24 protein-coding genes and 1 riboswitch are annotated in these 26,489 nt (G+C 65.1%); of the genes, 16 read left to right on the top strand and 8 right to left on the bottom strand.

The window, feature by feature from the left end; genetic code table 11:
• The first annotated feature begins 19 nt into the window (after positions 1-19).
• Positions 20-793, top strand: a complete 774-nt coding sequence (locus L6D75_RS10685) for a glycosyltransferase family 2 protein (RefSeq protein ID WP_176516150.1) — start codon at positions 20-22, stop codon at positions 791-793.
• Between the two features lie 45 nt (positions 794-838).
• Entirely contained in the window at positions 839-1,930 is a 1,092-nt protein-coding gene (locus L6D75_RS10680; protein ID WP_176516148.1) for a glycosyltransferase, read from the top strand.
• Between the two features lie 3 nt (positions 1,931-1,933).
• Here L6D75_RS10680 and L6D75_RS10675 read toward each other — a convergent pair whose 3' ends face one another.
• Positions 1,934-2,539, bottom strand: coding sequence for a serine/threonine-protein kinase (locus tag L6D75_RS10675; protein WP_176516146.1), 606 nt, complete (start codon positions 2,537-2,539; stop codon positions 1,934-1,936).
• Positions 2,540-2,639: 100 nt separating this feature from the next.
• Here L6D75_RS10675 and L6D75_RS10670 point away from each other — a divergent pair, with 100 nt between their 5' ends.
• The 3 genes from L6D75_RS10670 (at position 2,640) to hldE (ending at position 7,191) form a co-directional block, all read left to right on the top strand.
• A complete protein-coding gene (locus L6D75_RS10670) occupies positions 2,640-3,815 on the top strand; it encodes an O-antigen ligase family protein (RefSeq protein ID WP_176516145.1) in 1,176 nt (391 codons plus the stop codon).
• 15 nt (positions 3,816-3,830) lie between these two features.
• Positions 3,831-5,639, top strand: coding sequence for a lipid A export permease/ATP-binding protein MsbA (msbA, locus tag L6D75_RS10665; protein WP_176516143.1), 1,809 nt, complete (start codon positions 3,831-3,833; stop codon positions 5,637-5,639).
• Between the two features lie 130 nt (positions 5,640-5,769).
• On the top strand, positions 5,770-7,191 hold the full coding sequence (hldE, locus tag L6D75_RS10660) for a bifunctional D-glycero-beta-D-manno-heptose-7-phosphate kinase/D-glycero-beta-D-manno-heptose 1-phosphate adenylyltransferase HldE (RefSeq protein WP_176516141.1): 1,422 nt from the start codon (positions 5,770-5,772) through the stop codon (positions 7,189-7,191).
• A gap of 29 nt (positions 7,192-7,220) precedes the next feature.
• On the opposite strand, the gene L6D75_RS10655 is transcribed toward hldE, so the two are convergent.
• Genes L6D75_RS10655 through L6D75_RS10640 form a run of 4 tightly spaced genes read right to left on the bottom strand, consistent with a single transcriptional unit; the run spans position 7,221 to position 10,604 of the window.
• Positions 7,221-8,189: a metal ABC transporter ATPase gene (locus L6D75_RS10655; RefSeq protein ID WP_176516138.1), complete on the bottom strand. Its 969-nt coding sequence runs from the start codon at positions 8,187-8,189 to the stop codon at positions 7,221-7,223.
• 51 nt (positions 8,190-8,240) lie between these two features.
• Positions 8,241-9,053, bottom strand: a complete 813-nt coding sequence (locus tag L6D75_RS10650; protein WP_176516137.1) for an aldo/keto reductase — start codon at positions 9,051-9,053, stop codon at positions 8,241-8,243.
• Complete coding sequence (locus L6D75_RS10645; protein WP_176516134.1) at positions 9,050-10,225, bottom strand: NAD(P)/FAD-dependent oxidoreductase; 1,176 nt, start codon at positions 10,223-10,225, stop codon at positions 9,050-9,052. The genes L6D75_RS10650 and L6D75_RS10645 overlap by 4 nt, the downstream gene beginning before the upstream one ends.
• A gap of 46 nt (positions 10,226-10,271) precedes the next feature.
• Positions 10,272-10,604: a DMT family transporter gene (locus tag L6D75_RS10640; protein WP_054887895.1), complete on the bottom strand. Its 333-nt coding sequence runs from the start codon at positions 10,602-10,604 to the stop codon at positions 10,272-10,274.
• Between the two features lie 87 nt (positions 10,605-10,691).
• Between L6D75_RS10640 and L6D75_RS10635 the strand changes: the two genes are divergently transcribed.
• Both L6D75_RS10635 and waaA read left to right on the top strand, forming a co-directional pair.
• The gene (locus L6D75_RS10635) at positions 10,692-11,582 is read left to right on the top strand and encodes a LysR family transcriptional regulator (RefSeq protein ID WP_176516132.1); all 891 of its coding nucleotides are present in this window, start codon (positions 10,692-10,694) and stop codon (positions 11,580-11,582) included.
• Between the two features lie 11 nt (positions 11,583-11,593).
• On the top strand, positions 11,594-12,868 hold the full coding sequence (gene waaA / locus L6D75_RS10630) for a lipid IV(A) 3-deoxy-D-manno-octulosonic acid transferase (RefSeq protein WP_176516130.1): 1,275 nt from the start codon (positions 11,594-11,596) through the stop codon (positions 12,866-12,868).
• Here the strand turns inward: waaA and L6D75_RS10625 are convergent.
• Both L6D75_RS10625 and L6D75_RS10620 read right to left on the bottom strand, forming a co-directional pair.
• The gene (locus L6D75_RS10625; protein WP_176516128.1) at positions 12,858-14,084 is read right to left on the bottom strand and encodes a hypothetical protein; all 1,227 of its coding nucleotides are present in this window, start codon (positions 14,082-14,084) and stop codon (positions 12,858-12,860) included. The genes waaA and L6D75_RS10625 overlap by 11 nt on opposite strands.
• 132 nt (positions 14,085-14,216) lie before the next feature.
• On the bottom strand, positions 14,217-15,653 hold the full coding sequence (locus L6D75_RS10620) for a TolC family outer membrane protein (protein ID WP_176516127.1): 1,437 nt from the start codon (positions 15,651-15,653) through the stop codon (positions 14,217-14,219).
• A 163-nt stretch (positions 15,654-15,816) separates the two neighbouring features.
• Positions 15,817-15,923: riboswitch (TPP riboswitch) on the top strand.
• Between the two features lie 158 nt (positions 15,924-16,081).
• On the opposite strand from L6D75_RS10620, the gene thiC reads away from it, so the two are divergent.
• Positions 16,082-17,968 carry a phosphomethylpyrimidine synthase ThiC gene (gene thiC, locus L6D75_RS10615; protein ID WP_176516126.1) on the top strand — a complete coding sequence of 629 codons (1,887 nt, stop codon included), beginning with the start codon at positions 16,082-16,084 and terminating at the stop codon, positions 17,966-17,968.
• 124 nt (positions 17,969-18,092) lie between these two features.
• Entirely contained in the window at positions 18,093-19,376 is a 1,284-nt protein-coding gene (gene cytX / locus L6D75_RS10610; protein WP_176516125.1) for a putative hydroxymethylpyrimidine transporter CytX, read from the top strand.
• On the opposite strand, the gene L6D75_RS10605 is transcribed toward cytX, so the two are convergent.
• Positions 19,345-20,091: an RsiV family protein gene (locus tag L6D75_RS10605; RefSeq protein ID WP_176516124.1), complete on the bottom strand. Its 747-nt coding sequence runs from the start codon at positions 20,089-20,091 to the stop codon at positions 19,345-19,347. The two genes, cytX and L6D75_RS10605, sit on opposite strands and share 32 nt — an antisense overlap.
• A 185-nt stretch (positions 20,092-20,276) precedes the next feature.
• Here L6D75_RS10605 and L6D75_RS10600 point away from each other — a divergent pair, with 185 nt between their 5' ends.
• The 7 genes from L6D75_RS10600 (at position 20,277) to L6D75_RS10570 (ending at position 26,483) form a co-directional block, all read left to right on the top strand.
• Positions 20,277-20,894, top strand: a complete 618-nt coding sequence (locus tag L6D75_RS10600) for an NUDIX domain-containing protein (protein WP_176516123.1) — start codon at positions 20,277-20,279, stop codon at positions 20,892-20,894.
• Positions 20,885-21,337: a DUF1249 domain-containing protein gene (locus L6D75_RS10595; RefSeq protein WP_027920723.1), complete on the top strand. Its 453-nt coding sequence runs from the start codon at positions 20,885-20,887 to the stop codon at positions 21,335-21,337. The genes L6D75_RS10600 and L6D75_RS10595 overlap by 10 nt, the downstream gene beginning before the upstream one ends.
• A gap of 85 nt (positions 21,338-21,422) precedes the next feature.
• Positions 21,423-22,226 carry a 3',5'-cyclic-AMP phosphodiesterase gene (gene cpdA, locus L6D75_RS10590; protein ID WP_176516122.1) on the top strand — a complete coding sequence of 268 codons (804 nt, stop codon included), beginning with the start codon at positions 21,423-21,425 and terminating at the stop codon, positions 22,224-22,226.
• 210 nt (positions 22,227-22,436) lie between these two features.
• A complete protein-coding gene (locus tag L6D75_RS10585; protein WP_176516120.1) occupies positions 22,437-23,045 on the top strand; it encodes a YqiA/YcfP family alpha/beta fold hydrolase in 609 nt (202 codons plus the stop codon).
• A 35-nt stretch (positions 23,046-23,080) separates the two neighbouring features.
• Positions 23,081-24,985 (top strand): DNA topoisomerase IV subunit B, encoded by a 1,905-nt coding sequence (gene parE, locus L6D75_RS10580; protein WP_176516119.1) that lies wholly within the window; start codon positions 23,081-23,083, stop codon positions 24,983-24,985.
• Complete coding sequence (locus L6D75_RS10575; protein WP_176516117.1) at positions 24,982-25,968, top strand: esterase-like activity of phytase family protein; 987 nt, start codon at positions 24,982-24,984, stop codon at positions 25,966-25,968. The genes parE and L6D75_RS10575 overlap by 4 nt, the downstream gene beginning before the upstream one ends.
• Complete coding sequence (locus L6D75_RS10570) at positions 25,965-26,483, top strand: retropepsin-like aspartic protease family protein (protein WP_176516115.1); 519 nt, start codon at positions 25,965-25,967, stop codon at positions 26,481-26,483. Before L6D75_RS10575 ends, L6D75_RS10570 begins: the two co-directional genes overlap by 4 nt.
• The last annotated feature ends 6 nt before the right edge of the window (positions 26,484-26,489 follow it).

The following is a 26,489-nucleotide window of genomic DNA, read 5'->3' as shown; positions in this document are numbered from 1 at the left end:
GCAACGCGGAGGGAGTCCGGTGCGCTTTTCTGAAGAAAGTGATGTCACGCTTGTCGTGACCAGCTGCGGCCGATTCGACCTGCTCAAGGACACCCTTGAGAGTTTCGATCGCTTTAACACCGCGCCTGTACGTGAAGTATTGATTACCGAAGACTCGGGGGACGATGCCGTGCACGGCGCTGTGCCCGAGCACTGGAAGCCGTATTGCACGGTGTTCGTCAACCGCCCCAAGCTTGGGCAGTTGCCGTCCATCGACCTGGCCTATAGCCGGGTCAGGACGCCTTACATCTTCCACTGTGAAGATGACTGGCAGTTCTATCGCCAGGGGTTCGTGGAAGATTCCCGCACGGTACTGGGCGAGCGCCCCGACCTGTTGCAGGTCTGGTTGCGCAGCTATGCCCATGACCTGGCGATCCACAGCCCTTACATTCACCTGGGTGATCGCCAGGTGATCGCCGGGGTGCCTTGCTACCCTCTGTTGTCGGAAAAGGCCGAGTGGCAGGCGTTTTCGCTCAACCCAGGCTTGCGTCGCCTGAGCGATTATCAGCGCTGTGCGCCATTTGCCGCCTATTCTGGTGAGAAGGCGCTTTCCCGCCGCTATGCTGAGTTAAATCTGACAGCTGTATCGCTGGAGGGTGATGCAGTCTTGCACACGGGGTTTGGCAGCCACGTAACCTTGCCCGAAGAGGTTCAGCGCAAGGCCAAACGGCGCCAGAGAGATCGGATAAAGCTGGCATTGACGCTGGTTATGGGTGCCTTGGTAGGCTTGGGAATATCTTTTTTTGTTCAATGACATCGCTGTCCCACCTGGCTTGCACGGGAGAGGGGCACTAACCCCATGAACATCGTCAACATGATGTGGGCAGGCGGTTCGCCCTACATGTCCATCCACCAGGTGCACCGGCAGGTGTTGTCCAATGCCGGTGCCGATGCCCGTATCAGCAACTGGCTGCTGCTGGGCAGTGGCCTGTGTTGTGGGCTGGGCTCCACGCGTGAATGGCATATGCCTCAGCGGGCGCTGAAAGGGCGCCATCTGTGGCGCCTGCTGCGCCCATGGTTGCGCATGCGCCTGCGCAAGGCGCTGACCGAAGCCCAGGCCGACGTGCTGCTGCTCGATGGCATTGGTGTTGCACGCCTGGCGCTGCCATTGCTGCAGAAGTTTCCTGGCGTGCGGGCGAAAGTGCTGTTCCATGGGCGCACCCGCTTGCAGGCCAGCGACATTCGCCTGCTCAGTGCATTGCCTGCCGAGCGCCTGAGCATCGCCGCGGTTTCGCATACCCTCGCGCAATCGCTGGAGCGAGACCTCGGCCGGCCAGTGCAGACCTTGCGTATGGCCCTGGAGCCAGAGACCTTCCGTCACGCCTTGATGAGCCGGGAGCAGGCGCGACAGGCGCTGGCCTTGCCCTCAGGTAGCGAGCAGGTGATTGGCGCCGTGGGCCGGCTGGTGGAGAGCAAAGGTTTCGATATGTTGATCGAGGCATTTGCCAAAGGCGCGGCCCTGCAACCTCACTTGCATCTGGCAATTATCGGCGACGGCCCGTTGCGTGGGGCGCTGCAGGCGCGGGTCGAGGCGCTGGGCTTGCGCGAACGGGTGCACCTGTGCGGCTACCGCGATGACCTGCGCCAGCTCTACAACGCACTCGACTGGCTTCTGGTGCCGTCCCGTGCCGAAGGCCTGGGTTTGGTGGTGCAAGAGGCAGTGATGGCCGATGTGCCGGTAATCTGCAGTGACTTGCCGGTATTTCGCGAGCAGCTCGAAGGCGCGGGGCGCTACCTGCCGGTTGGCGATCTCGATGCCTGGGCCGATGCCATCGCGCACTGTGATGCGTGTGGCGCGGCGGCCCTGGCCGCCAGGCAGCGCCAGGCGCTGGCGCCGGAGGCGGCCTGGCTGGCCTTCCAGCATGGCTCGGCGAGCCTGCTGCGCGGCTGAGGTTCAGCGCGCCAGCAGGGCCGCCTCGAAGTCGGCGAGCGGGAAGCGGTCGCCGAGCTTCTCCCGTTCGATGTAGCGCACCATGTGCTGCACATTGCGCCGAACCATCCGTGCCGACAGCGGCGGGCGCAGGAAACGCATGTCTGCCACGTCGATCAGGCCAAGGCGATCGTCAGGCGTTACCACTACATTGCCCAGGTGCAGCGAGCGGAAATACACCCCGCTGCGGTGCAGCTGGCGAATCAGTTCGATCAGGCGCGGCAGGTAGGTGGCCCAGCTGAAGTCGATATCGCGCGACATCTGCAACAGCGTGCGCCCCGGCAGCGGGCGGTACAGCACCGCCGTGCGCCCTGGCAGGTCGAGCTTGTGATAGCTGATCACCTGCAGGGTGGGAATGCCCAGTTGCGCAAGGCGTTCGGCATTGTCGATGAAGCGCTGTGAGTAAGGGCGCAGCAGTGCAGATGAAATCAGGCGCTTGCGACGAAAAACCTTGAGGAAATTACCATCCTCGAGCAGGTAGACTTTGGCGCCATGGCTGTCTGCCTCTATCACCTGGGCGCCAAGTGTCAGCTGATCGAAGTCGACCTGGTTGAGCCGGGAGCATTGCATGAATTGAGCCTTGTCGTCTGGCGAACAAAATGACCGGCAATAATGCCGAAAATAATGCGGTAGCACCATGATGGTGTCTTTTGAGTGACCGGGGGAATGGATGTTGTACGAAAAAAACTGGGCACGGGCCTGGTTGGGTTTTGGCTTGGTCTGGTTCGTGGCGGCGATCGCCCTGGCGCCCAGCAACAAGATTTATCAACAAGGCCTGGTGCTGTTTTTATGGCTGCCTACTTTGGTGCTCGCGTGGTCGGCGCGGGCGGTGTATCTGCAGGCGTTCCGGCTCCAGCCGGCGCTATGGGCCTCTCTGCTGGCATTGATGGTGTGGGCGGGGCTGACGCTGGTGTGGTCGACTGCACCGGATCCCGGGCGTGAGGTGAAGCGGCTGGTCTACATCCTGGTGTTTCTGATGGCGTTCCCCTTGCTGGCCCAGGCCGGGCTCGCGCGCATTCGCTGCTTGCTGCAGCTCGGTGCTGGCTTGCTGGCGATTGCCGCACTGATCTCTATCGTCAAGTTCTATGGCGTGCAAGGCCGGCCATTGCTGAATCGTATCGAAGGCATCGGTGAAATATCGCACCCGATTCTCGGCGCCTATGTAATAGGGGCGGCCGTGCTGATGCTGCTCTATCAAATGCCTCGGCAGCGCGCCGCCCAGCTTGGCTGGGTGCTGGCATTGGCGTGCCTGGGAGCGTTCATTGCGCTCAGCCAGAGCCGTGGCGCGGTATTGGCGTTGCTGATTACCGTGGTGCTTGCGCCGCTGTGGTTCCGTGACCGTCATAGCCGGCTCTTCGCGGTGCTGGCATTGCTTGCCACCGGTCTTGCCTTTTTCTTTGTCTACGACGTTATCACCCAGCGTGGCTCCTCTTATCGTCCGGAGATTTTCCAGGCGGTGCTGCAGATGATCGGCGAGCGTCCCTGGACGGGGCTGGGGCTGGGTGCCGAATACGATGTGAGAACGGCGAGGAAGGTGTTCGATCACTCGCACAACATGTTCACCCACGTCGCGATCGAGATAGGCCTGCCCGGCATGCTGCTGTGGGTCGCCGCCTGGCTGTTCGCCCTGGGCGAAATCGTGCGTGCCCGGAATACCCTGATGGGCAAGATCCTGCTCGCGCTGTGGGTCTACTCGACCCTGGCCATGCAGTTCGATGCCGCCAGCATCAGCGGAACCCCGCGCGCCGAATGGTTCGTCAGCTGGCTGACGGTCGGCCTGGCCATGTTGTTACCCTGGGGGCGTGCCGAAAAGGGCGCCTGTGGTAAAATTTCCGGTTCAACCTGAACAGCGAGCTCGATGATGGCCGAAACACCGCGACCGGCGGAGCATTCCTCCAGCCTGAAGATCTACTTCCGGCTGCTGAGCTACGTGAAACCCTATGTCGGCATTTTCCTGCTGAGCATCATCGGTTTCGTGATCTTTGCCTCGACCCAGCCCATGCTGGCCGGCATCTTGAAATACTTCGTCGATGGCCTGAGCAACCCCGAAGCGGTGTTGTTCCCCAACGTGCCGTACCTGCGCGACCTGCAGTTGCTGCAGGCGGTGCCGCTGCTGATCATCCTGATCGCCGCCTGGCAGGGGCTGGGGTCGTTCCTGGGCAACTATTTTTTGGCCAAGGTTTCCCTGTGCCTGGTGCATGACCTGCGCGTCGAATTGTTCAACAAGCTGCTGGTACTGCCCAACCGCTATTTCGACAACCACAACTCCGGGCACCTGATCTCGCGCATCACCTTCAACGTGACCATGGTCACCGGCGCCGCCACTGACGCGATCAAGGTGGTTATCCGCGAAGGCCTGACGGTGGTGTTCCTGTTCGCCTACCTGCTGTGGATGAACTGGCACCTGACCCTGGTGATGGTCGCCATCCTGCCGGTGATCGCGGTGATGGTCAGCGTCGCCAGCAAGAAATTCCGCAAGCAGAGCAAGAAGATCCAGGTGGCCATGGGCGACGTGACCCACGTCGCGTCCGAAACCATCCAGGGTTACCGCGTGGTGCGCAGCTTCGGCGGCGAAGCCTACGAGCAGCAGCGCTTCGGTCGCGCCAGCCAGAGCAACACCGACAAGCAGCTGCGCATGACCAAGACCGGTTCGCTGTACACGCCGATGCTGCAGCTGGTGATCTACAGCGCCATGGCCGCGTTGATGTTCCTGGTGCTGTTCCTGCGCGGTGAGTCCACCGCCGGTGACCTGGTGGCCTACATCACGGCCGCGGGCCTGCTGCCCAAGCCGATCCGCCAGCTTTCGGAAGTCAGCTCGACCATCCAGAAGGGCCTGGCCGGCGCCGAAAGCATCTTCGAGCAGCTGGACGAGGAGCCTGAGCTCGATACCGGCACGGTCGAGAAGGAGCGCGTGCAGGGGCGCCTGGAAGTGCGCAACCTGAGCTTCACCTACCCGAACACCGAACGCGAAGTGCTCAGCGATATCAGCTTCGTCGCCGAACCTGGGCAGATGATTGCCCTGGTGGGCCGCTCCGGCAGCGGCAAGTCGACCCTGGCGGCGCTGATTCCGCGCTTCTATCACCACAGCAAAGGGCAGATCCTGCTCGATGGCGTGGAAATCGAGGACTATCGCCTGCGCAACCTGCGCAAGCACGTGTCGCAGGTGACCCAGCATGTGACCCTGTTCAACGACACGGTGGCCAACAACATCGCCTACGGCGACCTGGCCGGCGCCCCGCGCGCGGACATCGAAGCGGCAGCGGCCGACGCCTATGCCAAGGAGTTCGTCGACCGCCTGCCCAAAGGCTTCGACACCGAGGTGGGCGAAAACGGCGTGCTGCTCTCCGGCGGCCAGCGCCAGCGCCTGGCAATTGCCCGGGCCTTGCTGAAGAACGCCCCGCTGCTGATCCTCGACGAAGCGACCTCGGCCCTGGACACCGAATCCGAACGGCATATCCAGGCCGCGCTGGACCACGTGATGCAAGGCCGTACCACCCTGGTGATCGCTCACCGCCTGTCGACCATCGAGAAGGCCGACCAGATCCTGGTCATGGACCAGGGCCGCCTGGTGGAACGTGGCACCCATGCCGAGCTGCTGGCTGCAAATGGCCATTATGCCCGCCTGCATGCCATGGGCCTGGACGAGCCGACCAAGGCCGATATCACCTGAGCCTACCTTGATCGGGGCCTTGCGGCCCCGATTGTCACTGGAATTTTCCAGGGCCCGATCTGGCCGTAAAGCCCTCGTCTGCCCTGTGCTAATATCCTGCCCCTGTTCATTATTTTCATATGGGTTGCCCATGAAGTTGTCCATGCCGCGTTTCGATCAAGCCCCGGTACTGGTGGTCGGCGATGTCATGCTCGACCGCTACTGGCATGGCGGTACTTCGCGTATTTCGCCTGAAGCGCCGGTGCCGGTGGTCAAGGTCGATCAGATCGAGGATCGCCCCGGCGGCGCGGCCAACGTTGCCTTGAACATCGCCGCCCTGGGCGCGCCGGCTTCGCTGATCGGCGTGACCGGCCAGGATGAAGCCGCCGACAGCCTGGCCAACAGCCTGCAGGCCGCCGGCGTACGCTCGGTATTCCAGCGCATCGCTCACCAGCCGACCATCGTCAAGCTGCGGGTCATGAGCCGCCACCAGCAACTGCTGCGCATCGATTTCGAAGAACCCTTCGCCACCGACCCGCTGTCGCTGGGCACGGAAGTCGACAGCCTGCTCGAGGGCGTCAAGGTGCTGGTGCTGTCCGACTACGGCAAGGGCGCGCTGAAGAACCACCAGAGCCTGATCCAGGCCGCCCGTGCCAAGGGCATTCCGGTGCTGGCCGACCCCAAGGGCAAGGATTTCTCCATCTACCGCGGCGCCAGCCTGATCACCCCGAACTTGAGCGAGTTCGAAACCATCGTCGGCCGCTGCGCCGACGAGGCCGAACTGGTCGCCAAGGGCCTGCAGCTGCTGCAGGACCTGGACCTGGGTGCCTTGCTGGTAACCCGTGGCGAGCATGGCATGACCCTGCTGCGCATCGGCCAGCCGGCGCTGCACCTGCCGGCCCGTGCCCGTGAAGTGTTCGATGTGACCGGTGCCGGCGATACCGTGATCTCCACCCTGGCGGCGGCCATCGCCGCGGGTGAAGACCTGCCGCATGCCGTGGCCCTGGCCAACCTCGCGGCCGGCATCGTGGTCGGCAAGCTGGGTACCGCGGCCATCAGCGCACCTGAACTGCGCCGCGCGATCCAGCGCGAGGAAGGTTCCGAGCGTGGTGTGCTGGGCCTGGAGCAGCTGCTGCTGGCGATCGACGACGCGCGTGCGCACAACGAGAAGATCGTGTTCACCAACGGTTGCTTCGACATCCTGCATGCCGGCCACGTGACCTACCTCGAGCAGGCGCGCGCCCAGGGCGATCGCTTGATCGTCGCGGTCAACGACGATGCGTCGGTCAGCCGCCTGAAAGGGCCGGGTCGGCCGATCAACAGCGTCGATCGGCGCATGGCGGTGCTGGCGGGGCTGGGTGCGGTGGACTGGGTCATCAGCTTCCCCGAAGGCACGCCGGAAAACCTGCTGAGCCAGGTCAAGCCGGATGTGTTGGTCAAGGGCGGTGACTATGGCATCGACCAGGTGGTCGGCGCCGATATCGTCCGCGCCTATGGCGGCACGGTGAAAGTGCTGGGGCTGGTCGAGAACAGCTCGACCACGGCGATCGTCGAGAAAATCCGCAAGAACTGATGTAGCCGGGGCCGCAGGGCGGCCCCGTATCACTTGTGCAGGGTAGTGCGCGCCCGCTCCAGCAGCGCCCGCGCCTTGTCGCCAAAGCGCTGCAGGTGTGAGGCTGGCTCGGCCTTGCGCTCCACCAGGCCCTGCTGCTTCACCCAGTCCTTCCAGCGGATGCGCTCTTCGGCAACCACCCAGCCGCTCTGCCTGGCAAAGCTTTCGGCCAGGTACAGCCCGCGGGTGCTCGCCGGCACCAGTTCGTCCTTCTTCAGCGTGTACAGCTCGGCCAGTGGCTGACCGTCTTGCAGTGGCATCAGGTACAGGTCTGGCCGTTTGCGGTTCAGCCGTGCCACCAGCTGCCCGCCTTCGAGCCGTTCATCGACGTGGAACAGGCTCAGCTTCTTGGCTTCTTTGGGCACTTGCAGGCGCATGTCGTAGATCAGCTGCAACGATGCCGTTGGCAGGTGAACATAGGCACGCGGGCGCTCCAACAGCATCAGGTTGCCGCAATGTACGGCGCGCGCGGCGCCGGATTCTGGCGTCAGCACGAAGGGCAGAGCTTCGCGGTAATGCAGGGCTGCGGCATAAGGCGCCGGCAGCCAGGTGTCGTTGAAGCGCCCGCCCAGCCAGCCCTCTGGCGTTTCCAGCAGGCATTCCTCGGCCACTTCCTGCACGGCAGTGTGCAGCGGCAAGTTGAGTTCCTGGGCCGGGACATAGCCTGAGATCAGCTTCAGCACCACATCGCCACGGTCCTGGCGGCGTTGCCGGACCAGCACCCAGTAATCACGCTGCTGCCAGTGCAGGGTCAGGCGCACCGAAACGCCGAGGTTGGCCAGCTCGACCACGAAGCGCTGGTTGTCGGGCAGCTGGATGGCCTTGCGCCGCTGCTGGGTCTGGGCGAAGTTCAGCGGCATGCCGATGCTCTGGTAGACCAGGCTTTCGGCCGTGGCCTCGACATGCAGTGGCAGCGTCTTGAAATTGCTCGGGTTCTTGCGGATCAGGGTACGCGGCACGAGGCTCCTCCTTGCGTCGGGCCCGTTTCCAGGCCCTGGGGTGGGGTCAACTCAATGCTGGCCCAGGATGCGGGCGACGGTGGCCACGTTATGGGCCAGGTGCAACGGATTGATGGTGCCGACGATAGCACTGCTCACGCCCGGGTGGGAGAACAGCAACTCGAAGCTGGCCTGTACCGGGTCGACACCCGGCGCCAGGCAGATATGCCCGCTGGCCAGGGCCTTCTTCACCAGGATGGCCTTGCCGTGCTCGGCAGCGTAGTCCAGCACCGGGCGCTCTGCCTGCTCGTTGAGGTTGTAGGTGACCATCGCGCAATCACCTTGCTCCAGGGCCTTGAGGCCGCCGGCCACGGTCTTGCCGGAGAGGCCGAAGCCAAGAATCTTGCCTTCCTGCTTGAGCGCGGCGAGGGTCTGGTAGACCTCGGTCTGCTCGAGGATCGCCAAATCGTTGCCGTCGGAATGCACCAGCACCAGTTCGATGCGGTCGGTTTCCAGGCGCTGCAGGCTGCGTTCCACCGAGCGGCGAGTATGGGCGGCACTGAAGTCGAAGTGCGACTGGCCGTTCTCGAACTCTTCACCAACCTTGCTGACGATCACCCATTCATCGCGCTGGCCGCGCAGCAGTGGGCCCAGGCGTTCCTCGCTGCGACCGTAAGCTGGCGCCGTGTCGATCAGGTTGATGCCCAGCTCGCGGGCCTGGGCCAGCAGCAGGCGGGCTTCGTCGTCGCCGGGGATGGTGAAGCCGGAGGGGTATTTCACGCCCTGGTCGCGGCCGAGCTTGACCGTGCCCAGGCCCAGGGGCGACACGGTGAAGCCGGTGCTGCCCAGGGGGCGGTGGAAGTCGTGCAGGGTCGGCAGGGTCATGGCAGCAGTTGCTCCCAGGCCGCTACGCCGAGGGGCGGGCGTGGCAGGTCGGCCAGGTCGGCCTGGGCCTGGGGGCGGATGCCGTCGCGTTCCAGGTGGCTGATCACTCGGTCGCTGAAGTCTGGTGCCAGGGCCAGTTTGGTCGGCCAGCCCACCAGCAGGCGCTGCTGGTCGGCGAGAAACGCGTTGTCCGGGCGTACCAGGCCGGATTGCGCAGGTTCGGCGCGATCCACCCGCAGGGTGGCCCAGCGTACCTGGCTCTGGTCGACCCACGGCAGCAACTGGGCGACCTCCTTCTGCGCGGCGGCAATCTGCGCGGCGGGCTCGCGGGCGACCCCGTCGGCTTCGGCCAGGTCGCCGCCCATGTACCACACCCATTGGCCATCGGCGGCCGGGTGAGTGGTGATCGTCACCCTGGGCTTGGTGCCGCCGCCCAGGCAGTGGGCATAGAGCGGTTTGAGGTTGGCGCCTTTAGCCATGACCATGTGCAGTGGGCGTGTCTGCATGGCGGGCTGCTGCAGGCCCAGGGCGTGCAACAGCTCTTCGGTGCCGGCGCCTGCGCTCAGCACCACGCGCTGGGCGCGGATCTCGCGGCCGTCGACGCGCAGGCCGAGCAGTTCGTCGCCTTCGCGCAGCGGTTCGATGCGCTCGCCGGCCAGCAGGCTGTCTCCTGCCAGTTCGGCCAGGTTGGCCAGCAGGCTGGGCACGTCGATCACCAGCTCGGCCAGGCGATACACCTTGCCCTTGAAGGCGCGGTCCTGCAGGGCCGGCGGCAGCTGCTCGCCCTTGACCTGTTCGACCCGGGTGCGCACGGCCTTGCTGGCGAAGAAGCTGGTGAGGTTGCCGGCCAGGGTGCCGGGCGACCACAGGTAATGCGCATCGGACAGCAGGCGGGTGCGGCCGAGGTCGAGCTCGCCGCTGCCAGCCAGCGCTTCGCGCCAGCGCCGCGGCATGTCGGCGATGGCCTCGGAGGCGCCGGTCAGGGCGCCGTGCAAGGCGTACTTGGTGCCGCCGTGGATGATGCCCTGGGACTTGATGGTCTGCTCGCCGCCGAGGCTGGCGCGTTCCACCAGCACGGTCGAATAGCCCAGGCGACGCAGCCGGGCATTGAGCCACAGGCCTGCGACCCCGGCGCCGACGATCAGCACGTCAGTGGAAATGGCGGTTGGCATGGCGGTACCTCGAAGACTGGGACAGCTGGCAAGTATACAGCCCGCATCAATGCCCGGCAGTTTTCGAGAACAGCTGGATCACCACCACCCCGCCAACGATCATCGCCATGCCCAGCATCGCCGGCACATCCAGCTTCTGCCCGTAGACCACCAGCGCGGCCACGCTGATCAGCACGATGCCCAGGCCCGACCAGATCGCATAGGCGATGCCCACCGGGATGCTGCGCACCACCAGGGTCAGCATCCAGAACGCGATGCCATAGCCGACCACCATCAGCAGCAACGGCAACGGCGTGCTCAGGCCCTTCACCGCCTTCATGGAGGCAGTGGCGATGACTTCGGCGCAGATGGCGATGGCGAGGTAGGTGTAGGCGTTCATGGTGCGATTCTCCGGTGACTGGTCGAGCATTCTAGACGCCCCTCGGATGCGGTAAAGTCATTGCCTATCGTTATGGGAGATAGGTTGATGGCAGAACGTTGGGACCTGGAGCAACTGCGGCTGTTCGCCCGGGTGGCCGAACTGCGGTCGTTTTCTGGCGTTGCGCGCGAGCAGCGCAAGGCGCAATCGGCGGTCAGCAATGCCATTGCGCTGCTGGAAGCCGACCTGGGCGTCACCCTGTTCGAGCGCAGCAGTGGCCGGCAGCCCAAACTCACCGAAAACGGCACAGCGCTGCTGCAGGATGCCCGTGAACTGTTGCGCCAGTGCGAGCACCTGGATGGCCGGGCGCTGGCCCTGATGCGTGGCCAGGAAGCGCTGTTGCGGGTGGCCCAGGACGAAGCCATGCCTTACCAGCCGGTCATCGACAGCCTCGACGAGCTGGCCAGCCGCTACCCGCACCTGGAAGTGCAACTGGCCAGCGGTGCCCAGGGCGACGTGGCGCGCAAGCTGGCGGAGCGGCGCGCGGACCTGGGGTTGTTCTTCCACCACGAAAGCATGCCCGCCGCGCTGGAACGGCGCACCCTGGGCAGTGTGGAGATGGTCACGGTGTGTGCGGTCGACCATCCGCTGGCGCGTGAAGGCCGGGTCACCCGCCAGCAGCTGGCGCGCCACCGCCAGTTGCTCATCACCCCGCAGCAGAGCGGCTACCCTGGTGGCGAGGCGATCAGCCCGCAGGTCTGGCGCGCCGACAGCTTCTACGCCATGGCCGAACTGCTGATGCGTGGCCTGGGCTGGGCCTGGCTGCCGCGGCATGTGGTGCAGTACCCCACCTACCAGGCGCAGATGGTCGAGCTGCACAGCGAATGGCGCCCGCCCGCCTTGGTGGTGGAACTGGCCTGGCGCCGCGACGAGCCCTTGGGCCCGGCCGCGCAATGGCTGGCCGAGCGCTTTGCGGTACACCTGCGTGCGATCGGGTAGACTTCGCCGCCATGAACAGAACTCTCTATACCCTGCTGTTTCACCTGGGCCTGCCACTGGTTGCGCTGCGCCTGTACCTGCGTGCCCGCAAGGCGCCGGCCTATGGCCAGCGTATCGGTGAGCGCTTTGCCCGCAACCTGCCGGCCATGCGCCAGGGCGGCATCTGGGTGCATGCGGTATCGGTCGGCGAAAGCATCGCGGCCGCGCCCATGGTGCGCGCGCTGCTCAAGGCCTACCCGGACCTGCCGATCACGCTCACCTGCATGACCCCGACCGGTTCCGAGCGCATTCGCGCCCTGTTCGCCGATGAACCGCGCATCCAGCATTGCTACCTGCCCTACGACCTGCCGTGGGCGGCGGGGCGCTTTCTCGACCATGTGCGCCCCTGCCTGGGCATCATCATGGAAACCGAGCTGTGGCCCAACCACATCCACCAGTGCGCCAAGCGCGGCATTCCGGTGGCCCTGGCCAACGCCCGCTTGTCCGAGCGCTCGGCCCGTGGCTATGCACGCTTTGCCAGGCTGACCCGGCCCATGCTCGCCGAGATGAACCTGATCGCCGTGCAGACCGAAACCGAGGCGCAGCGCTTTCGCGACCTGGGCGCCCGCGCCGAGTGCGTGCAGGTGACAGGTTCGATCAAGTTCGACCTGAAGGTCGACGCGCAACTGCTGCCGCGCGCCAGGGCGTTGCGTGAGCAGTGGGGCGCGAGCCAGCGCCCGGTGTGGATCGCCGCCAGTACCCATGAGGGCGAGGATGCGGTGATCCTGCAGGCGCACCAGAAGTTGTTGCAGGTGCACGCCGATGCGCTGCTCATCCTGGTGCCGCGCCACCCCGAGCGGTTCGATGCGGTGCATGCCCTGTGCAGCCAGCAGTTCGCCACGGTACGCCGTTCCGCCGGCACGGCGGTCGACGCCCAGACCCAGGTGCTGCTGGGCGACACCATGGGCGAGTTGCTGTTCCTGTATGCGCTGGCCGACATCGCCTTCGTCGGCGGCAGCCTGGTCGCCACCGGCGGGCACAACCCGCTCGAGCCTGCGGCTTTGGCGTTGCCAGTGATCATGGGGCCGCACGTGTTCAACTTCCTGGAGATCAGCGCGATGCTGCGCGAGGCAGGCGCCCTGCAGCAGGTGGATGATGCCGATGGCTTGGCAGAGGCCGTGCGGCGGCTCATCGAGCTGCCGCAGGATGCCCGGCGCATGGGCGCGGCCGGGCAGGCGGTGATGCAGCGTAATCAGGGGGCGCTGCAGCGGTTGCTGGACGCCCTGGGGCGGCTTGTCACAGGCTGAGTGGATAGAGGGCCACGAAGCCCTGGAAGTCATTGCTGTCCTTCATGCGGATCCCTCCGCCGACTACCAGGCGGGGAGGGTCCTGCAGCAACAGCATGCTGTTTGCCAGTGTGGTTTGCTTGCCGATTACCACGCCTTCCGGGAATTCTTCCTGCACCAGGCCATGCTGGTCGAAAGCGGCAGCGACGAAACCTGGAGTGGGGAAGGCAATGACGCCACCGACAGCGTAGATTCGCTCCTCCTGGCCCTTGTTCAGTCGCGAGGCCACCTGCAGGAACGAGGTCTCGTAGCCTTTGAGCTCGAGGTGGAAGGGGCGGCCGTGGTTGAAGCCCGCATCGAGGCTGCCATCGAGGGCATCGAGCCGCGCCACCAGCGCCCTTCGCTGGCCATTCACGTGAGTCATGCCAACGACCGTCACCGCGCGCTGGTCGGGCGAGAAGGTCAGGTTCATCAGGTTCACGCTGTCTTCATGCTCGAGCGTCACCACTCCCTTGCCGTTGAAGCCATCGATCGGCCTGCCGGACATGTCGTAGGTGGCAAGAATGCCCTTGGCGCCGGCATTGCCGATGACCACGATCACGTCTTCGCTGCGCAGCGCAGCATTGGTCAGTTCGAAACCCTCGGCGCCTTGTGGCGCTGGTTTGAGCTTGCCGCCATCGCCGAAGCTGCTGTCGAGGTCGCCGTTTTCCTTGAGGCGCAGCAAGTAACCGGTTTCTGCCGAAGCGACCAGGTAGCCACCGCCCGGCAGGGTGATGTGGGAGGTGGACGAGGGTGCAGCGTAGCTTGCCATCGCCGTTGTCTGGACGCTCAAGGCTCTGGCCGGGGTAGCCTGCCTCGATGCCAGGTCACGCAGGACCTTGGTGCCACAGTCACCAAACGAGGTGTCCAGCGAGCCGGTCGATTTGAGCCTTGCAAACGCCGGGTAGAGATCATCGCCCCACAGCGCGCCGGCGAGGAACAGGGTGCCGTCTTGGCGGGGCTGGGCCGATAGCCCGAAGAACAGCTCGTCACCTGGCTCGAAATAGTGCGTGGCCAGCAAGGTTTCCTGTTTTTCGCGATCCAGGCTCGTCACGGTGAAGGCGCTGTCCTCCAAGGCCGAGTTGCCGGTAAGGAGCAGCAAGTCCTTGGATCCCGGCGCGAGGCTGACAGTGCCGACCTCGCCGGTCTTGTCCAGGTAGATGAAGTCCGGGTTCTGCTGGTTCTGCTTGCAGTTCATGTTCTTTCCATCCTCATTGGCCGATGTTGGCGAACGCTTTCGGCGAATGTAGGAGGAAGTGCAAAGCTGCGTAACTGTCAGAAATGCTAGGCAAGCCCTGAAGAGACGCCCCTTCAGGGCCGAGCCGGTAGCTTAGGGTTTGCGCTCGAAGTTCTTGGCGGCAGCGGCTGCCAGGTCCGGTGGCAGGAAGTCCTTGTCCGGGTTGTAGTCAGCCTTCAGGTAGCGCTTGAGGTCGATCAAATCCTGCGGGCTCAGGGTGCCGGCGGCCTGCTTCAGGCTCAGGTTGTCGAGGATGTAGTCATAGCGGCTGTTGTTGTAGTCGCGCACCGACGTGTACAGCTGGCGCTGGGCATCGAGCACGTCGACGATATTGCGGGTACCGACCTGGTAGCCGATTTCGGTCGCTTCCAGTGCGCTCTGGTTGGAAATGATCGATTGCTTGCGTGCCTGCACCTGCTCCACGTCGGTGTTCACTGCGCGGTGCAGGTTGCGGGTGTTCTCCACCACCTGACGGCGCAGGCTTTCGCGCTGCTGCTCGCTCTGGCTCAGGCGCTGATAGGCCTCGCGCACCTGCGAGCTGATCAGGCCGCCGCTGTAGATCGGGATATTCAGCTGCAGGCCGATGCTGGTCTGTTCAACGTCGCCGCCATAGCGCTGGCCGGGGAAGGGCGAGGGGTTGTTGAAGCCGAAGTTGTCGTTGTCGCCTTTCTCGTAGCGGGCCACCGCATCGAGGGTCGGCGCGTGCCCGGCCTTGCGCTGGCGCAGGGTTTCCTCGGCGGCGTCGACGGCATGGTTGGTGGCCAGCAGGTTGAGGTTCTGGCGCCCGGCGGTTTCCACCCAGGCCTTGGCGTCGTTGGGGGTGGGCACCTGGATCGGCAAGGTGTGGACCACACCCTGGATCGAGCTGTACTCGCGGTTGGTCAGCGTGACCAGCGCCTCGAAGGCATCCTGCACCTGGCGCTCGGCGATGATCCGGTTGGCGCGCGCGGTGTCGTAGCTGGCCTGGGACTGCAGCACGTCGGTCTTGTCGGAAAGGCCGACATCGAAACGTTCATTGGACTGGTCGAGCTGGCGCTTGAAGGCGGCCTCCTCGGCCTTGGTCGCGGCCAGGTTGTCCTGGGCGCGCAGCACCGCGAAGTAGTTTTGCGCGGTCTGCAGGATCAGGTTCTGCTCGGTCGCCGACAGCTCCAGCGCCGCCTGCTCGTTGACCGCCTCGGCTGCCTGCAGCTGGAACCAGCGGTCGGCGCGGAAGATCGGCTGCGAAAGGGTGGCGTTCCACGAGTTGCCACTGCGGTTGCTGGTGGTCGACGGCTCGTCGAGCTTGGTGCGCGTGCTGAGCATCTCGGCACCGGCCGAGAGGTTCGGCAGCAGGCCGGCGCGGGCCTGGGGCACCACTTCGCGGCGGGCGCCATAATCGGCGCGGGCGGCAGCAAGATCGGCGTTGTTGTCTACCGCTTCCTGGTAGACGCTGACCAGATCGGTCTTCACCGTCGTGGGCACATCCGCTGCCCAGACCACTCCGTTGGACGCACAAGACACGGCAATCGCCAGTGAGAGTTTGCGCAGCATAAGAGGCAATCCTTGTACGAAATTGTAATTTCTGAACTGTTGAGTATCGAATGACGGGCCAGTGTAGTGCCGTGAGCAGTCGGCAACAATCGCCGAGTGCGCCTTTCATCATCGCTACGTTTTACCCGCTTGGCTTAGCCGACCACTCCAGTCTAGACTGCGCATGTTCTTGTCGGGGTGCCTTGAAGCAAAGGCTGAGATCGCAGAGGTGCGGATCCCGTTGAACCTGATCAGGTTAGCGCCTGCGTAGGGAACAAGATTGCTCGCCTTCCCGGGGAGCCTCTTGTGCCAGGTCCGGGAATGTCGCAGCTGCATGCAGCTCAAGGCACCCCTCCATCCGGCACTGCACACCCGTCAAGGGGTGCGTTCGCGTCTTTCAGGTTCTCCCCGACATTCCACCCGCAAGGAAGACGTCTGGAGAGCCTGTGATGAGCAAACAAGAAAAAACGATCAACCTCAGCGAGTCGGCGCAAGTCGACCAGCAGTCGGTGCAGCCCTTCCCGCGTTCGCGCAAGGTGTATGTCGAAGGCTCGCGCCCGGACATCCGCGTGCCCATGCGCGAAATCAGCCTGCACGACACGCCCACCGACTTCGGCGGCGAAAGCAATGCGCCGGTGCTGGTCTACGACACCTCCGGCCCGTACACCGACCCCAATGTCATCATCGACGTGCGCAAAGGCCTGGCCGATGTGCGCTCGGCCTGGATCGACGCCCGCGGCGACACCGAGCGCCTGGCCGGCCTGAGCTCCAACTTCGGCCAGCAGCGCCTGAACGATACCGAACTGGCCAAGCTGCGCTTCGCCCACGTGCGCAACCCGCGCCGGGCTAAAGCTGGCGCCAACGTCACGCAGATGCACTACGCGCGCCAGGGCATCATCACCGCCGAGATGGAATACGTCGCCATCCGCGAGAACATGAAGCTGCAGGAGGCCCGCGCCGCCGGCCTGCTCAGCCAGCAGCACGCCGGCCACAGCTTCGGCGCGAGCATCCCGAAAGAAATCACTGCCGAATTCGTGCGCGAGGAAATTGCCCGCGGCCGCGCGATCATCCCGGCCAACATCAACCACCCGGAGCTGGAGCCGATGATCATCGGCCGCAACTTCCTGGTGAAGATCAACGGCAACATCGGCAACAGCGCGCTGGGCTCCTCAATCGAGGAAGAAGTGGCCAAGCTGACCTGGGGCATCCGCTGGGGCTCGGACACGGTCATGGACCTGTCCACCGGCAAGCACATCCACGAAACCCGCGAGTGGATCATCCGCAACTCGCCGGTGCCGATCGGCACCGTGCCGATCTACCAGGCGCTGGAAAAGGTCGGCGGCATCGCCGAGGACCTGACCTGGGAGCTGTTCCGCGACACCTTGATCGAACAGGCCGAGCAGGGTGTGGACTACTTCACCATCCACGCCGGCGTGCTGCTGCGCTACGTGCCGCTGACCGCCAAGCGGGTGACCGGCATCGTCAGCCGCGGTGGCTCGATCATGGCCAAGTGGTGCCTGGCGCATCACCAGGAGAACTTCCTGTACACGCATTTCGACGAGATCTGCGAAATCATGAAGGCCTACGACGTCAGCTTCTCGCTGGGCGACGGCCTGCGCCCGGGCTCGATCGCCGACGCCAACGACGCCGCCCAGTTCGGTGAGCTGGAAACCCTCGGCGAGCTGACCAAGATCGCCTGGAAGCACGACGTGCAGTGCATGATCGAAGGCCCGGGCCACGTGCCGATGCAGCTGATCAAGGAGAACATGGACAAGCAGCTGGAGTGCTGCGACGAGGCGCCGTTCTACACCCTCGGCCCGCTGACCACCGACATCGCCCCGGGCTACGACCACATCACCTCGGGCATCGGCGCGGCGATGATCGGCTGGTTCGGTTGCGCCATGCTCTGCTACGTCACGCCCAAGGAGCACCTGGGCCTGCCGAACAAGGACGACGTCAAGACCGGCATCATCACCTACAAGATCGCCGCCCACGCCGCCGACCTTGCCAAGGGCCACCCGGGCGCGCAGATTCGTGACAACGCGCTGTCCAAGGCGCGCTTCGAATTCCGCTGGGAAGACCAGTTCAACCTGGGCCTGGACCCGGACACCGCACGGGCCTTCCACGACGAGACGCTGCCCAAGGAATCGGCCAAGGTCGCGCACTTCTGCTCGATGTGCGGGCCGAAGTTCTGCTCGATGAAGATCACCCAGGAAGTGCGTGAATACGCCGCCAACCAGCGCATCGAGGCGGTGGATGTGGCGGTCGAGGATGGCATGCGCGAGCAGGCCGAGCGGTTCCGCCAGGAAGGCAGCCAGCTGTACCACAAGGTTTGACAACAACAATCGGGCGGTGCGCACGGCGCACCGCATCGCCGGCAAGTCGGCTCCCACACCCTTCTGTGGGAGCCGGCTTGCCGGCGATTGGCCCCAATACTTTTTCTGGCGAGCACGAATCAGCATGACCACCCCCAGCCACTTTTCCCCCGACCACCCGGTCCCTTCAAGCCAGCGCCCGTTCGGCGCCCGCGACCTGTTCTCCCTATGGTTCTCCCTCGGCATCGGCCTGATGGTCCTGCAAGTGGGCGCCATGCTCGCCCCCGGCCTGGGCCTGGCCGGCGCGGTGCTGGCCATCGCCCTGGGCACGGGCGTGGGCGTACTGCTGCTGGGCGCCGCCGGCGTGATCGGCAGTGACACCGGCCTCTCGGCCATGGCCACCCTGCGCCTGAGCCTGGGCCGCCACGGCGCACGCCTGCCGGCGCTGCTCAATCTGCTGCAACTGGTGGGCTGGGGCGCGTTCGAAATCATCGTCATGCGTGACGCCGCCAGCCTGCTGGGCGCGCGCACCTTCGGCGAACACAGCCTGTGGAACAGCCCGATGCTCTGGACCCTGTGCTTCGGCGGCCTGGCTACCCTGCTGGCGGTCAGTGGGCCATTGGCCTTCGTGCGCAAGATCCTGCGCAAGTGGGGCATCTGGGTGCTGATGGGCGCTTGCCTGTGGCTGACCTGGAACCTGTTCGCCAAGGCCGACCTGGCCCAATTGTGGAACCGCGGTGGCGATGGTTCGATGTCGCTGGCCGTGGGCTTTGACATCGTCATCGCCATGCCCCTGTCGTGGCTGCCGCTGATCGCCGACTACTCGCGTTTTGCCAGCAGTGCCAAGCGCGTGTTCGGCGGCACCGTGCTGGGCTACTTCATTGGCAATACCTGGCTGATGAGCCTGGGCGTGGCCTACACCCTGGCCTTTGCCCCGAGCGGCGAGGTCAATGCCTTGCTGCTGGCCCTGGCGGGCGCCGGCATGGGCATCCCGTTGCTGCTGATTCTGCTGGACGAGTCGGAAAAGGCCTTTGCCGATATCCATTCGGCTGCCGTTTCCAGCGGCCTGCTGGTGCCGGTGAAGGTCGAGCACCTGGCCCTGGCCATCGGCGTGCTGTGCACCTTGATCGCCCTGCTGGCGCCGCTGGCGCAGTACGAGAACTTCCTGCTGCTGATCGGTTCGGTGTTCGCGCCGTTGTTCGGCGTGGTGCTGGTGGACCACTACCTGGTGCGCCGCCGCCGTGCCCCGGCACAGATCGACGGGCTGCACTGGCAGGCGCTGCTGGCCTGGGTGGTGGGTGTTGCGGTCTATCACCTGATCGCCGCGCAGGCGCCGTCGCTGGGTGCGACCCTGCCAGCACTGCTGCTGGCAGGTGGGCTGCATGCGCTACTGAGCTTCAGCCGCGGCCGGGAAACAGTTCAGGCTTGAGCACGCCGTTCAGGCGCGGGTAGGGGATCTTGAGCTCCACGTGGCCCATGGAATAGGGCGCGATGGTGTAGACCTCGTACTTGACCACTACCGCGCCGTAGGTGAGGGCGATGTGCGGGGACTTCTGGAACGGCCAGGTCTTGACGAACTCGGCGTCCTTGTCCATGCCCACGCTGATCAGCCAGGCGCGGTGGGATTCTTCCACGGTCTTCCAGAAGGTGTCTTCCTGGCCCGGCACCAGCATGTCCTGCAGGGTCAGCACCTTGTCCTGCTTGCGCGAATAGTTGATGAAGGCACGCCCAGGCATGCCGTGGGCGCCGCCGCTGTCGAGGTAGCTCGACAGTTCGACGATCACCAGGCCGTCATGCTGCTCGCGTACCTTGGCTTGCAGGTAGCTGCTGTTGCGCTTGTCGGCATTGGCCAGGTACTGCTGCTCGTAGGCCTGCAAGGTGGCCGGCGCGGTGCCATGCTGGTTGTCTTCGGTGAGCTGCAGCAGGCGCTTCTCGACGATGGCGTCGAGTTTTGGCAGGGCCGGGAAGTGCACGGTGTCGATGTTCACCAGGGGGCAGTCACTGGCGCTGCAGCCAGGTTTGATGTGCTCCCAGGCGTCGCGCTTGACCTCGAGCGGGGCGCGGTAGTTGGGTGTGAACAGGCTCTGGCAGGCCCCCAGGGCCAAGGCCAGCACCGCCACGGAAGTCAGTTTGACAAGTGTCATGATGATCCTTGCAGAACAGGGAAAAGTCGGCCTTTGACCGTCTGCGCGGCCTTCAGTTCGCCACTAAGCTAACAGAGAGAAGGCGTGCTGTCCCGACTGGGCGAACGGTTGCCGGAAAGGGATGAAACCGGCAGGCGTGCAGAGTAGGATGGCGCGAAGCGGTAGTTGAGGTAATGAGGATTTCCATGTCAGACGCGTTCAATTCAGTGCCCAAGGGCTTCGAGATCATCGAGCGGGCCAATTGCTTCCAGGGCTTCTACAAGCTCGACAAGCTGCGCCTGCGCCACGAGCTGTTCGCTGGCGGCATGGGCCGCGAGATCAGCCGTGAGCTGTTCGTGCGGCACGACGCCGTGTGCGTGCTGCCCTACGATCCGCAGCGCGATGAAGTGGTGCTGATCGAGCAGTTTCGGGTGGGTGCGCTGGACAAGGTCGGCAACCCCTGGCTGATCGAGATGGTCGCCGGGCTGATCGACAAGGACGAGCAACCGGAAGAAGTGGCCCACCGTGAAGCCGAGGAAGAAGCCGGCCTGACTTTCAGTGCCCTGTGGCCGATGACGCGTTATTTCCCCTCGCCGGGCGGCAGTGATGAATACGTGCACCTGTTCCTCGGGCGCTGCACCAGCGAAGGCGCCGGTGGCCTGCATGGCCTGGAGGAGGAGGGCGAGGACATCCGGGTACGCGTGTGGTCGTTCGAGGATGCCCTGCAAGCCGTGCGCGACGGGCGCATCTGCAATGCGGCGACCATCATCGGCCTGCAATGGCTGGCCCTGAACCGCGATGAAGTCCGAGGTATGTGGAAGTGAACCTGCTGCGTGAGCGTTATCGGGTCGACCTGGCCGGGCTGCAAGCAGCCTGCGAGGCCAACTATGCCCGGCTCATGCGCCTGCTGCCCGACATGCGCACCACCCAGAGTTCGCGACGCATCGGCATGACCCAGGGCGACCAGATGCTGGGCGTGCTGGTGCTCGACGTGTTGCTGGCCTGCCCCTACACCACCACCTTGCGGGTGCGCCAGGAGCACAGCCTGCCCTGGCTGCCGGTGCCGCACCTGGAAGTGCAGGTGTACCACGATGCGCGCATGGCCGAAGTGGTCAGCGCCGAGCACACCCGGCGCCTGCGCAGCATCTACCCGTATCCCAACGAAGCGATGCACCAGCCGGACGAGAAAGCCCAGCTCAACCTGTTCCTCGGCGAATGGCTGAGCCACTGCCTGGCCTGCGGCCACGAACTGGCAAGTGTGCGCTGAAATGTGACGGCAGTCTGCTTCGACGGTTTGCGCGGCGCGGCTGCAGCGCCATAATTCCCGCTGAATCCGCTCGAGGAGACGGCCGTTGCCGCACCCAGACCCTTCCCCGGCACCCGTGCATGTGGTGCAACTGACCGACGCTCACCTGTTCGCCGACCCGGCGGGCACGCTGCTGGGCCTGAACACCCGCGACAGCCTGCGCCACGTGATCGACCAGGTGCGGCGCGAGCAGCCGCGTATCGACCTGCTGCTGTGCACGGGGGACCTGTCCCAGGACGCCAGTGTCGCGTCCTACCAGGCATTTCGTGATCTGACCGCCGGGCTGGGGGCGCCTGCACGCTGGTTGCCGGGCAACCATGACGAGGCGCGGGTGATGGCCGAGGTGGCGCCGCAACTGGTGCAGGCAGTGACCGACGTGGGTGGCTGGCGCGTGGTGATGCTCAACACGGCCGTGCTCGGGGCGACCCATGGGCTGCTTGCGCAGGACCAGTTGGCCGTGCTCGACGAGGCCCTGGCAACGGCAGGTGAGCGGCATTGCTTGGTGTGCTGCCACCACCAGCCGGTGGATATCGGTTGCGCCTGGATCGCGCCGATCGGCCTGCGCAATGCCGATGAGCTGATGCAGCGGCTGGCGGGTTATCCACAGGTGAAGGCCTTGCTCTGGGGGCATATCCACCAGCCATGGGACGAAGTGCGCGATGGCCTGCGCCTGCTGGCCACGCCGTCCACCTGCATCCAGTTCGCGGCGCGCAGCGAGGACTTCAAGGTGAGCGAGGAGCAGCCGGGGTATCGGTGGCTGCGCCTGCATGCGGACGGGCGTTTGGAAACCGGGGTGGAGCGAGCGACGGACTTCGAGGTCAGGCTCGACTTTGACAGCCCGGGGTATTGAGAAACTGGGGCTTCTGCGCAGCCCAATCGCCGGCAAGCCGGCTCCCACATGAAGGCCCAGTGAGAGCCGGCTTGCCGGCGATTGGGGCGCAAGGCACCGCTGAAATTGTTGCGAAAAACCTGGCGCGGCGCCAAAACCCGGCGAACACGCTACACTGCGCATCCCTGCGCCCGCACCCACGGGCGCGAAGCCTAAGATTCCGGGGGCAGCATGTCGGGTTCCATCCTCTATATCCATGGCTTCAACAGCTCTCCACTGTCTACCAAGGCGCGCCAACTAGAGGCCGTGATGCAGCAGCTCGGGCTATCGGCCCAACTGCGCCTGCCCGCCTTGCACCATCACCCGCGCCAGGCCATCGCCCAGCTCGAAGCGGCCATCGCCGAGCTGGGTGCGCCGCTGCTGGTCGGCAGTTCGCTCGGCGGCTACTATGCCACCCACCTGGCCGAGCGCCATGGCCTGAAGGCGCTGCTGGTCAACCCGGCAGTCACCCCGCACAAGCGCTTCGACGGCTATCTCGGCAGCCAGCGTAACCACTACACCGGTGAAACCTGGGAGCTGACCCACGACCATGTGCAGGCGTTGGCCGAACTGGAAGTGCCGGCACTCAAAGACCCCAGCCGCTATCAAGTGTGGTTGCAGACCGCCGATGAAACCCTGGACTATCGCGACGCCGAACGCTATTACCGAGCCTGTGCCCTGCGCATCCAGGCCGGTGGCGACCACAGCTACCAGGGCTTTGCCACGCAGCTGCCGGCCCTGCTGGCGTTCGCCGGGGTTGCCCGGCAGCAATACGCGGCACTCGATTTTTCTGTATTTTGATTTTTTCGCATTCACCAGACTGACGACGAGAACCCATGGCCAATCCCAGCGCTAGCGCCTATAACGCAGACGCCATCGAAGTCCTCTCGGGCCTTGACCCGGTCCGCAAGCGGCCGGGCATGTACACCGATACCAGCCGGCCGAACCACCTGGCCCAGGAAGTCATCGACAACAGCGTCGACGAAGCCCTGGCCGGCCACGCCCGGTCGGTCCAGGTCATCCTGCATGCCGACCACTCGCTGGAAGTCAGCGACGACGGCCGCGGCATGCCGGTGGATATCCACCCCGAAGAAGGCGTGTCGGGTGTCGAGCTGATCCTCACCAAGCTGCACGCCGGCGGCAAGTTCTCCAACAAGAACTACCAGTTCTCCGGCGGCCTGCACGGCGTCGGCATCTCGGTGGTCAACGCCCTGTCGACCCAAGTGCGCGTGCGCGTCAAGCGCGACGGCAACGAGTACCAGATGACCTTCGCCGACGGCTTCAAGGCCAGCGAGCTGGAAGTGGTCGGCAGCGTCGGCAAGCGCAACACCGGCACCAGCGTGTACTTCAGCCCGGACCCGAAGTATTTCGATTCGCCGAAATTCTCCATCAGCCGCCTCAAGCACGTGCTCAAGGCCAAGGCCGTGCTGTGCCCGGGCCTGTTGGTGAGCTTCGAGGACAAGGCCAGCGGCGAGAAGGTCGAGTGGCACTACGAGGATGGCCTGCGCTCCTACCTGGTCGACTCGGTCAGCGAGTTCCTGCGCCTGCCCGACGAGCCGTTCTGCGGCAGCCTGGCCGGCAACAAGGAGGCCGTGGACTGGGCCTTGCTGTGGCTGCCCGAAGGTGGCGACAGCGTTCAGGAAAGCTACGTCAACCTGATCCCCACCGCCCAGGGCGGTACCCACGTCAACGGCCTGCGCCAGGGCCTTCTGGATGCGATGCGCGAATTCTGCGAGTTCCGCAACCTGCTGCCGCGTGGGGTGAAGCTGGCGCCGGAAGACGTCTGGGAACGCATCACCTTCGTGCTCTCGATGAAGATGCAGGAGCCGCAATTCTCCGGGCAGACCAAGGAACGCCTGTCGTCCCGCGAGGCCGCGGCCTTCGTTTCGGGCGTGGTCAAGGACGCTTTCAGCCTGTGGCTCAACGGCCACCCCGAAGTGGGCATGCAGCTGGCAGAGCTGGCCATCAGCAACGCCGGGCGCCGCCTGAAGGCGAGCAAGAAGGTCGAGCGCAAGCGCATCACCCAGGGCCCGGCGTTGCCGGGCAAGCTGGCCGACTGCGCCGGGCAGGACCCGATGCGCGCCGAGCTGTTCCTGGTCGAGGGCGACTCCGCCGGTGGTTCGGCCAAGCAAGCACGGGACAAGGAGTTCCAGGCGATCCTGCCGCTGCGCGGCAAGATCCTCAACACCTGGGAAGTGGACGGCGGCGAAGTGCTGGCCAGCCAGGAAGTGCACAACATTGCCGTGGCCATCGGTGTCGACCCTGGCGCCGCCGACCTGTCGCAGCTGCGCTACGGCAAGATCTGCATCCTCGCCGACGCCGACTCCGACGGCCTGCACATCGCCACCCTGCTGTGCGCCCTGTTCGTCCAGCACTTCCGCCCGCTGGTGGAAGCCGGCCACGTGTATGTCGCCATGCCGCCGCTGTACCGCATCGACCTGGGCAAGGAAATCTACTACGCGCTCGACGAAGCCGAGCGCGACGGCATCCTTGACCGGTTGGTCGCCGAGAAGAAGCGCGGTAAGCCACAGGTCACGCGATTCAAGGGCCTGGGCGAGATGAACCCGCCGCAGCTGCGTGAAACCACCATGGACCCGAACACCCGGCGCCTGGTCCAGCTGACCCTGGACGACCTGCCGGGCACCACCGAGATCATGGACATGCTGCTGGCCAAGAAGCGCGCAGGCGATCGCAAGAACTGGCTGGAAACCAAAGGCAACCTGGCCGAGGTCCTGGTTTGATTCGTCTGCTGGCCGCAGTGCTGCTGAGCCTTGTTGCCCTGCCAAGCCTGGCGGGCAACTGGCCAGAGCTGAAGCTGGTAGCCGAGCACCCGATCGACGGCATGCGCGGCGGCAACCTTTCCGGGTTGGCCATTTGCCGTGGCGCGCTGTGGGGTGTTTCCGACCGCGACGACGACCGCATCTACCGCCTTGACCAGCAAGGCAGCGTGTGGCGCGCCCAACCCTTGACCTTCACGCCGCCGCCGGTGCCGGAGAGCGGCTTGCCCTGGGGCTTGAAGACCCGCAATTGGGCCGCGTCGTACATCCGCGGAGGCGAGCTGGACTACGAAGGCATCACCTGCGATCAGGCCGACAACATCTACCTGGTCAGCGAAGCCCATGCAGCGGTGCTGCAATTGCCGCTCGAAGGTGAGCCAGATTGGCTGAAGATCGACCCGGCGATGATTCGCCAGGCCCGTGCCAGCGGCATGCTGCTGCACTTCAACGCCTTGTTCGAAGGCCTGGCGATCAACCCCGCCGGCGACCGCCTGTGGCTGGCCGCCGAGCGCGAGCGCCGCGGGCTGGTGGCGATCGAGCGCCAGCAGTCGGTGTGGACCTGCGGCGCCACCTGCGTGCTGCTGAGCGAGGCCGGGGTGGAAATGCAGCCGCCGCAGATGCCCAACGCGCGGGCGCTGGCGCGGGATTTTGCCGACCTGGCCTGGTTCGAGGGCAAGCTGTTCACTCTCGAGCGCAATGCCTACCGCATCTGCCGGCGTGATGCCGACAGCGGCAAGGTCGAGCGCTGCTGGTCGTTCGCCGCCGATGCGCTGGTGCCGCAGCGCCTCTACGATCAGCCGTTCGGCCTGGCCGAAGCGCTGGTGATCGACGCCAAGGGCGCCTGGGTCGGTATCGATAACAACAACGGCGACCGCGCCGATGGCGAAAGCCGGCCGGTGGTCTGGCGCTTCGACGCACCGCAAGGTGGCTGGAGCGCCAAACCATGAGCCAGGCACCGGGCAAGCGTGCGGGCAGGGTACTGATGATCGTCGCCTGGGCGGCGGCGATGTTCCTCGCCACGCGTTTCTTCGGGGACTGGGAGACGCGCCAGAGCAACCCCAACGCCCAGGTGCAATCGGCGCATGGCGAAGGCTTCATCGAGGTGCGCCTGCTGGGCAACGGCCAGGGCCATTTCGTGGCCGATGGCGCGATCAATGGCCAAGCGGTGCATTTCATGCTCGACACCGGCGCCACCGACGTGGCGATCCCCGAGGTGCTGGCTCGCGACCTGGCCCTGCAGCGTGGCAGCCCGGTGATGCTCAGTACCGCCAATGGCCGTACCGAAGGCTACCGCACGCGCCTGGACAGCCTGCAGCTTGGCGATATCCGCCTGCAGAACGTGCGTGCCCTGGTGGTGCCCGGGCTGGATGGGCAAACCGTGCTGCTCGGCATGAGCGCACTGAAACAACTTGAATTTACCCAGCGCGGCGGCACCATGCTGCTGCGCCAGAACCTGAAATGACGAGGC

The organism is Pseudomonas faucium (assembly GCF_021602585.1).
Lineage (GTDB): Bacteria > Pseudomonadota > Gammaproteobacteria > Pseudomonadales > Pseudomonadaceae > Aquipseudomonas > Aquipseudomonas faucium.
This window is presented reverse-complemented; position numbering and strand designations above follow the sequence as displayed.

What these genes read in the sequence shown, in the direction of transcription:
- L6D75_RS10680 (WP_176516148.1), top strand. Translation starts at nt 839, where the DNA reads ATGAACATCGTCAACATGATGTGGGCAGGCGGTTCGCCCTACATGTCC.
- L6D75_RS10675 (WP_176516146.1), bottom strand. Translation starts at nt 2,539, where the DNA reads ATGCAATGCTCCCGGCTCAACCAGGTCGACTTCGATCAGCTGACACTT.
- L6D75_RS10670 (WP_176516145.1), top strand. Translation starts at nt 2,640, where the DNA reads ATGTTGTACGAAAAAAACTGGGCACGGGCCTGGTTGGGTTTTGGCTTG.
- msbA (WP_176516143.1), top strand. Translation starts at nt 3,831, where the DNA reads ATGGCCGAAACACCGCGACCGGCGGAGCATTCCTCCAGCCTGAAGATC.
- hldE (WP_176516141.1), top strand. Translation starts at nt 5,770, where the DNA reads ATGAAGTTGTCCATGCCGCGTTTCGATCAAGCCCCGGTACTGGTGGTC.
- L6D75_RS10650 (WP_176516137.1), bottom strand. Translation starts at nt 9,053, where the DNA reads ATGACCCTGCCGACCCTGCACGACTTCCACCGCCCCCTGGGCAGCACC.
- L6D75_RS10645 (WP_176516134.1), bottom strand. Translation starts at nt 10,225, where the DNA reads ATGCCAACCGCCATTTCCACTGACGTGCTGATCGTCGGCGCCGGGGTC.
- L6D75_RS10640 (WP_054887895.1), bottom strand. Translation starts at nt 10,604, where the DNA reads ATGAACGCCTACACCTACCTCGCCATCGCCATCTGCGCCGAAGTCATC.
- L6D75_RS10635 (WP_176516132.1), top strand. Translation starts at nt 10,692, where the DNA reads ATGGCAGAACGTTGGGACCTGGAGCAACTGCGGCTGTTCGCCCGGGTG.
- waaA (WP_176516130.1), top strand. Translation starts at nt 11,594, where the DNA reads ATGAACAGAACTCTCTATACCCTGCTGTTTCACCTGGGCCTGCCACTG.
- L6D75_RS10625 (WP_176516128.1), bottom strand. Translation starts at nt 14,084, where the DNA reads ATGAACTGCAAGCAGAACCAGCAGAACCCGGACTTCATCTACCTGGAC.
- L6D75_RS10620 (WP_176516127.1), bottom strand. Translation starts at nt 15,653, where the DNA reads ATGCTGCGCAAACTCTCACTGGCGATTGCCGTGTCTTGTGCGTCCAAC.
- thiC (WP_176516126.1), top strand. Translation starts at nt 16,082, where the DNA reads ATGAGCAAACAAGAAAAAACGATCAACCTCAGCGAGTCGGCGCAAGTC.
- cytX (WP_176516125.1), top strand. Translation starts at nt 18,093, where the DNA reads ATGACCACCCCCAGCCACTTTTCCCCCGACCACCCGGTCCCTTCAAGC.
- L6D75_RS10605 (WP_176516124.1), bottom strand. Translation starts at nt 20,091, where the DNA reads ATGACACTTGTCAAACTGACTTCCGTGGCGGTGCTGGCCTTGGCCCTG.
- L6D75_RS10600 (WP_176516123.1), top strand. Translation starts at nt 20,277, where the DNA reads ATGTCAGACGCGTTCAATTCAGTGCCCAAGGGCTTCGAGATCATCGAG.
- L6D75_RS10585 (WP_176516120.1), top strand. Translation starts at nt 22,437, where the DNA reads ATGTCGGGTTCCATCCTCTATATCCATGGCTTCAACAGCTCTCCACTG.
- parE (WP_176516119.1), top strand. Translation starts at nt 23,081, where the DNA reads ATGGCCAATCCCAGCGCTAGCGCCTATAACGCAGACGCCATCGAAGTC.
- L6D75_RS10570 (WP_176516115.1), top strand. Translation starts at nt 25,965, where the DNA reads ATGAGCCAGGCACCGGGCAAGCGTGCGGGCAGGGTACTGATGATCGTC.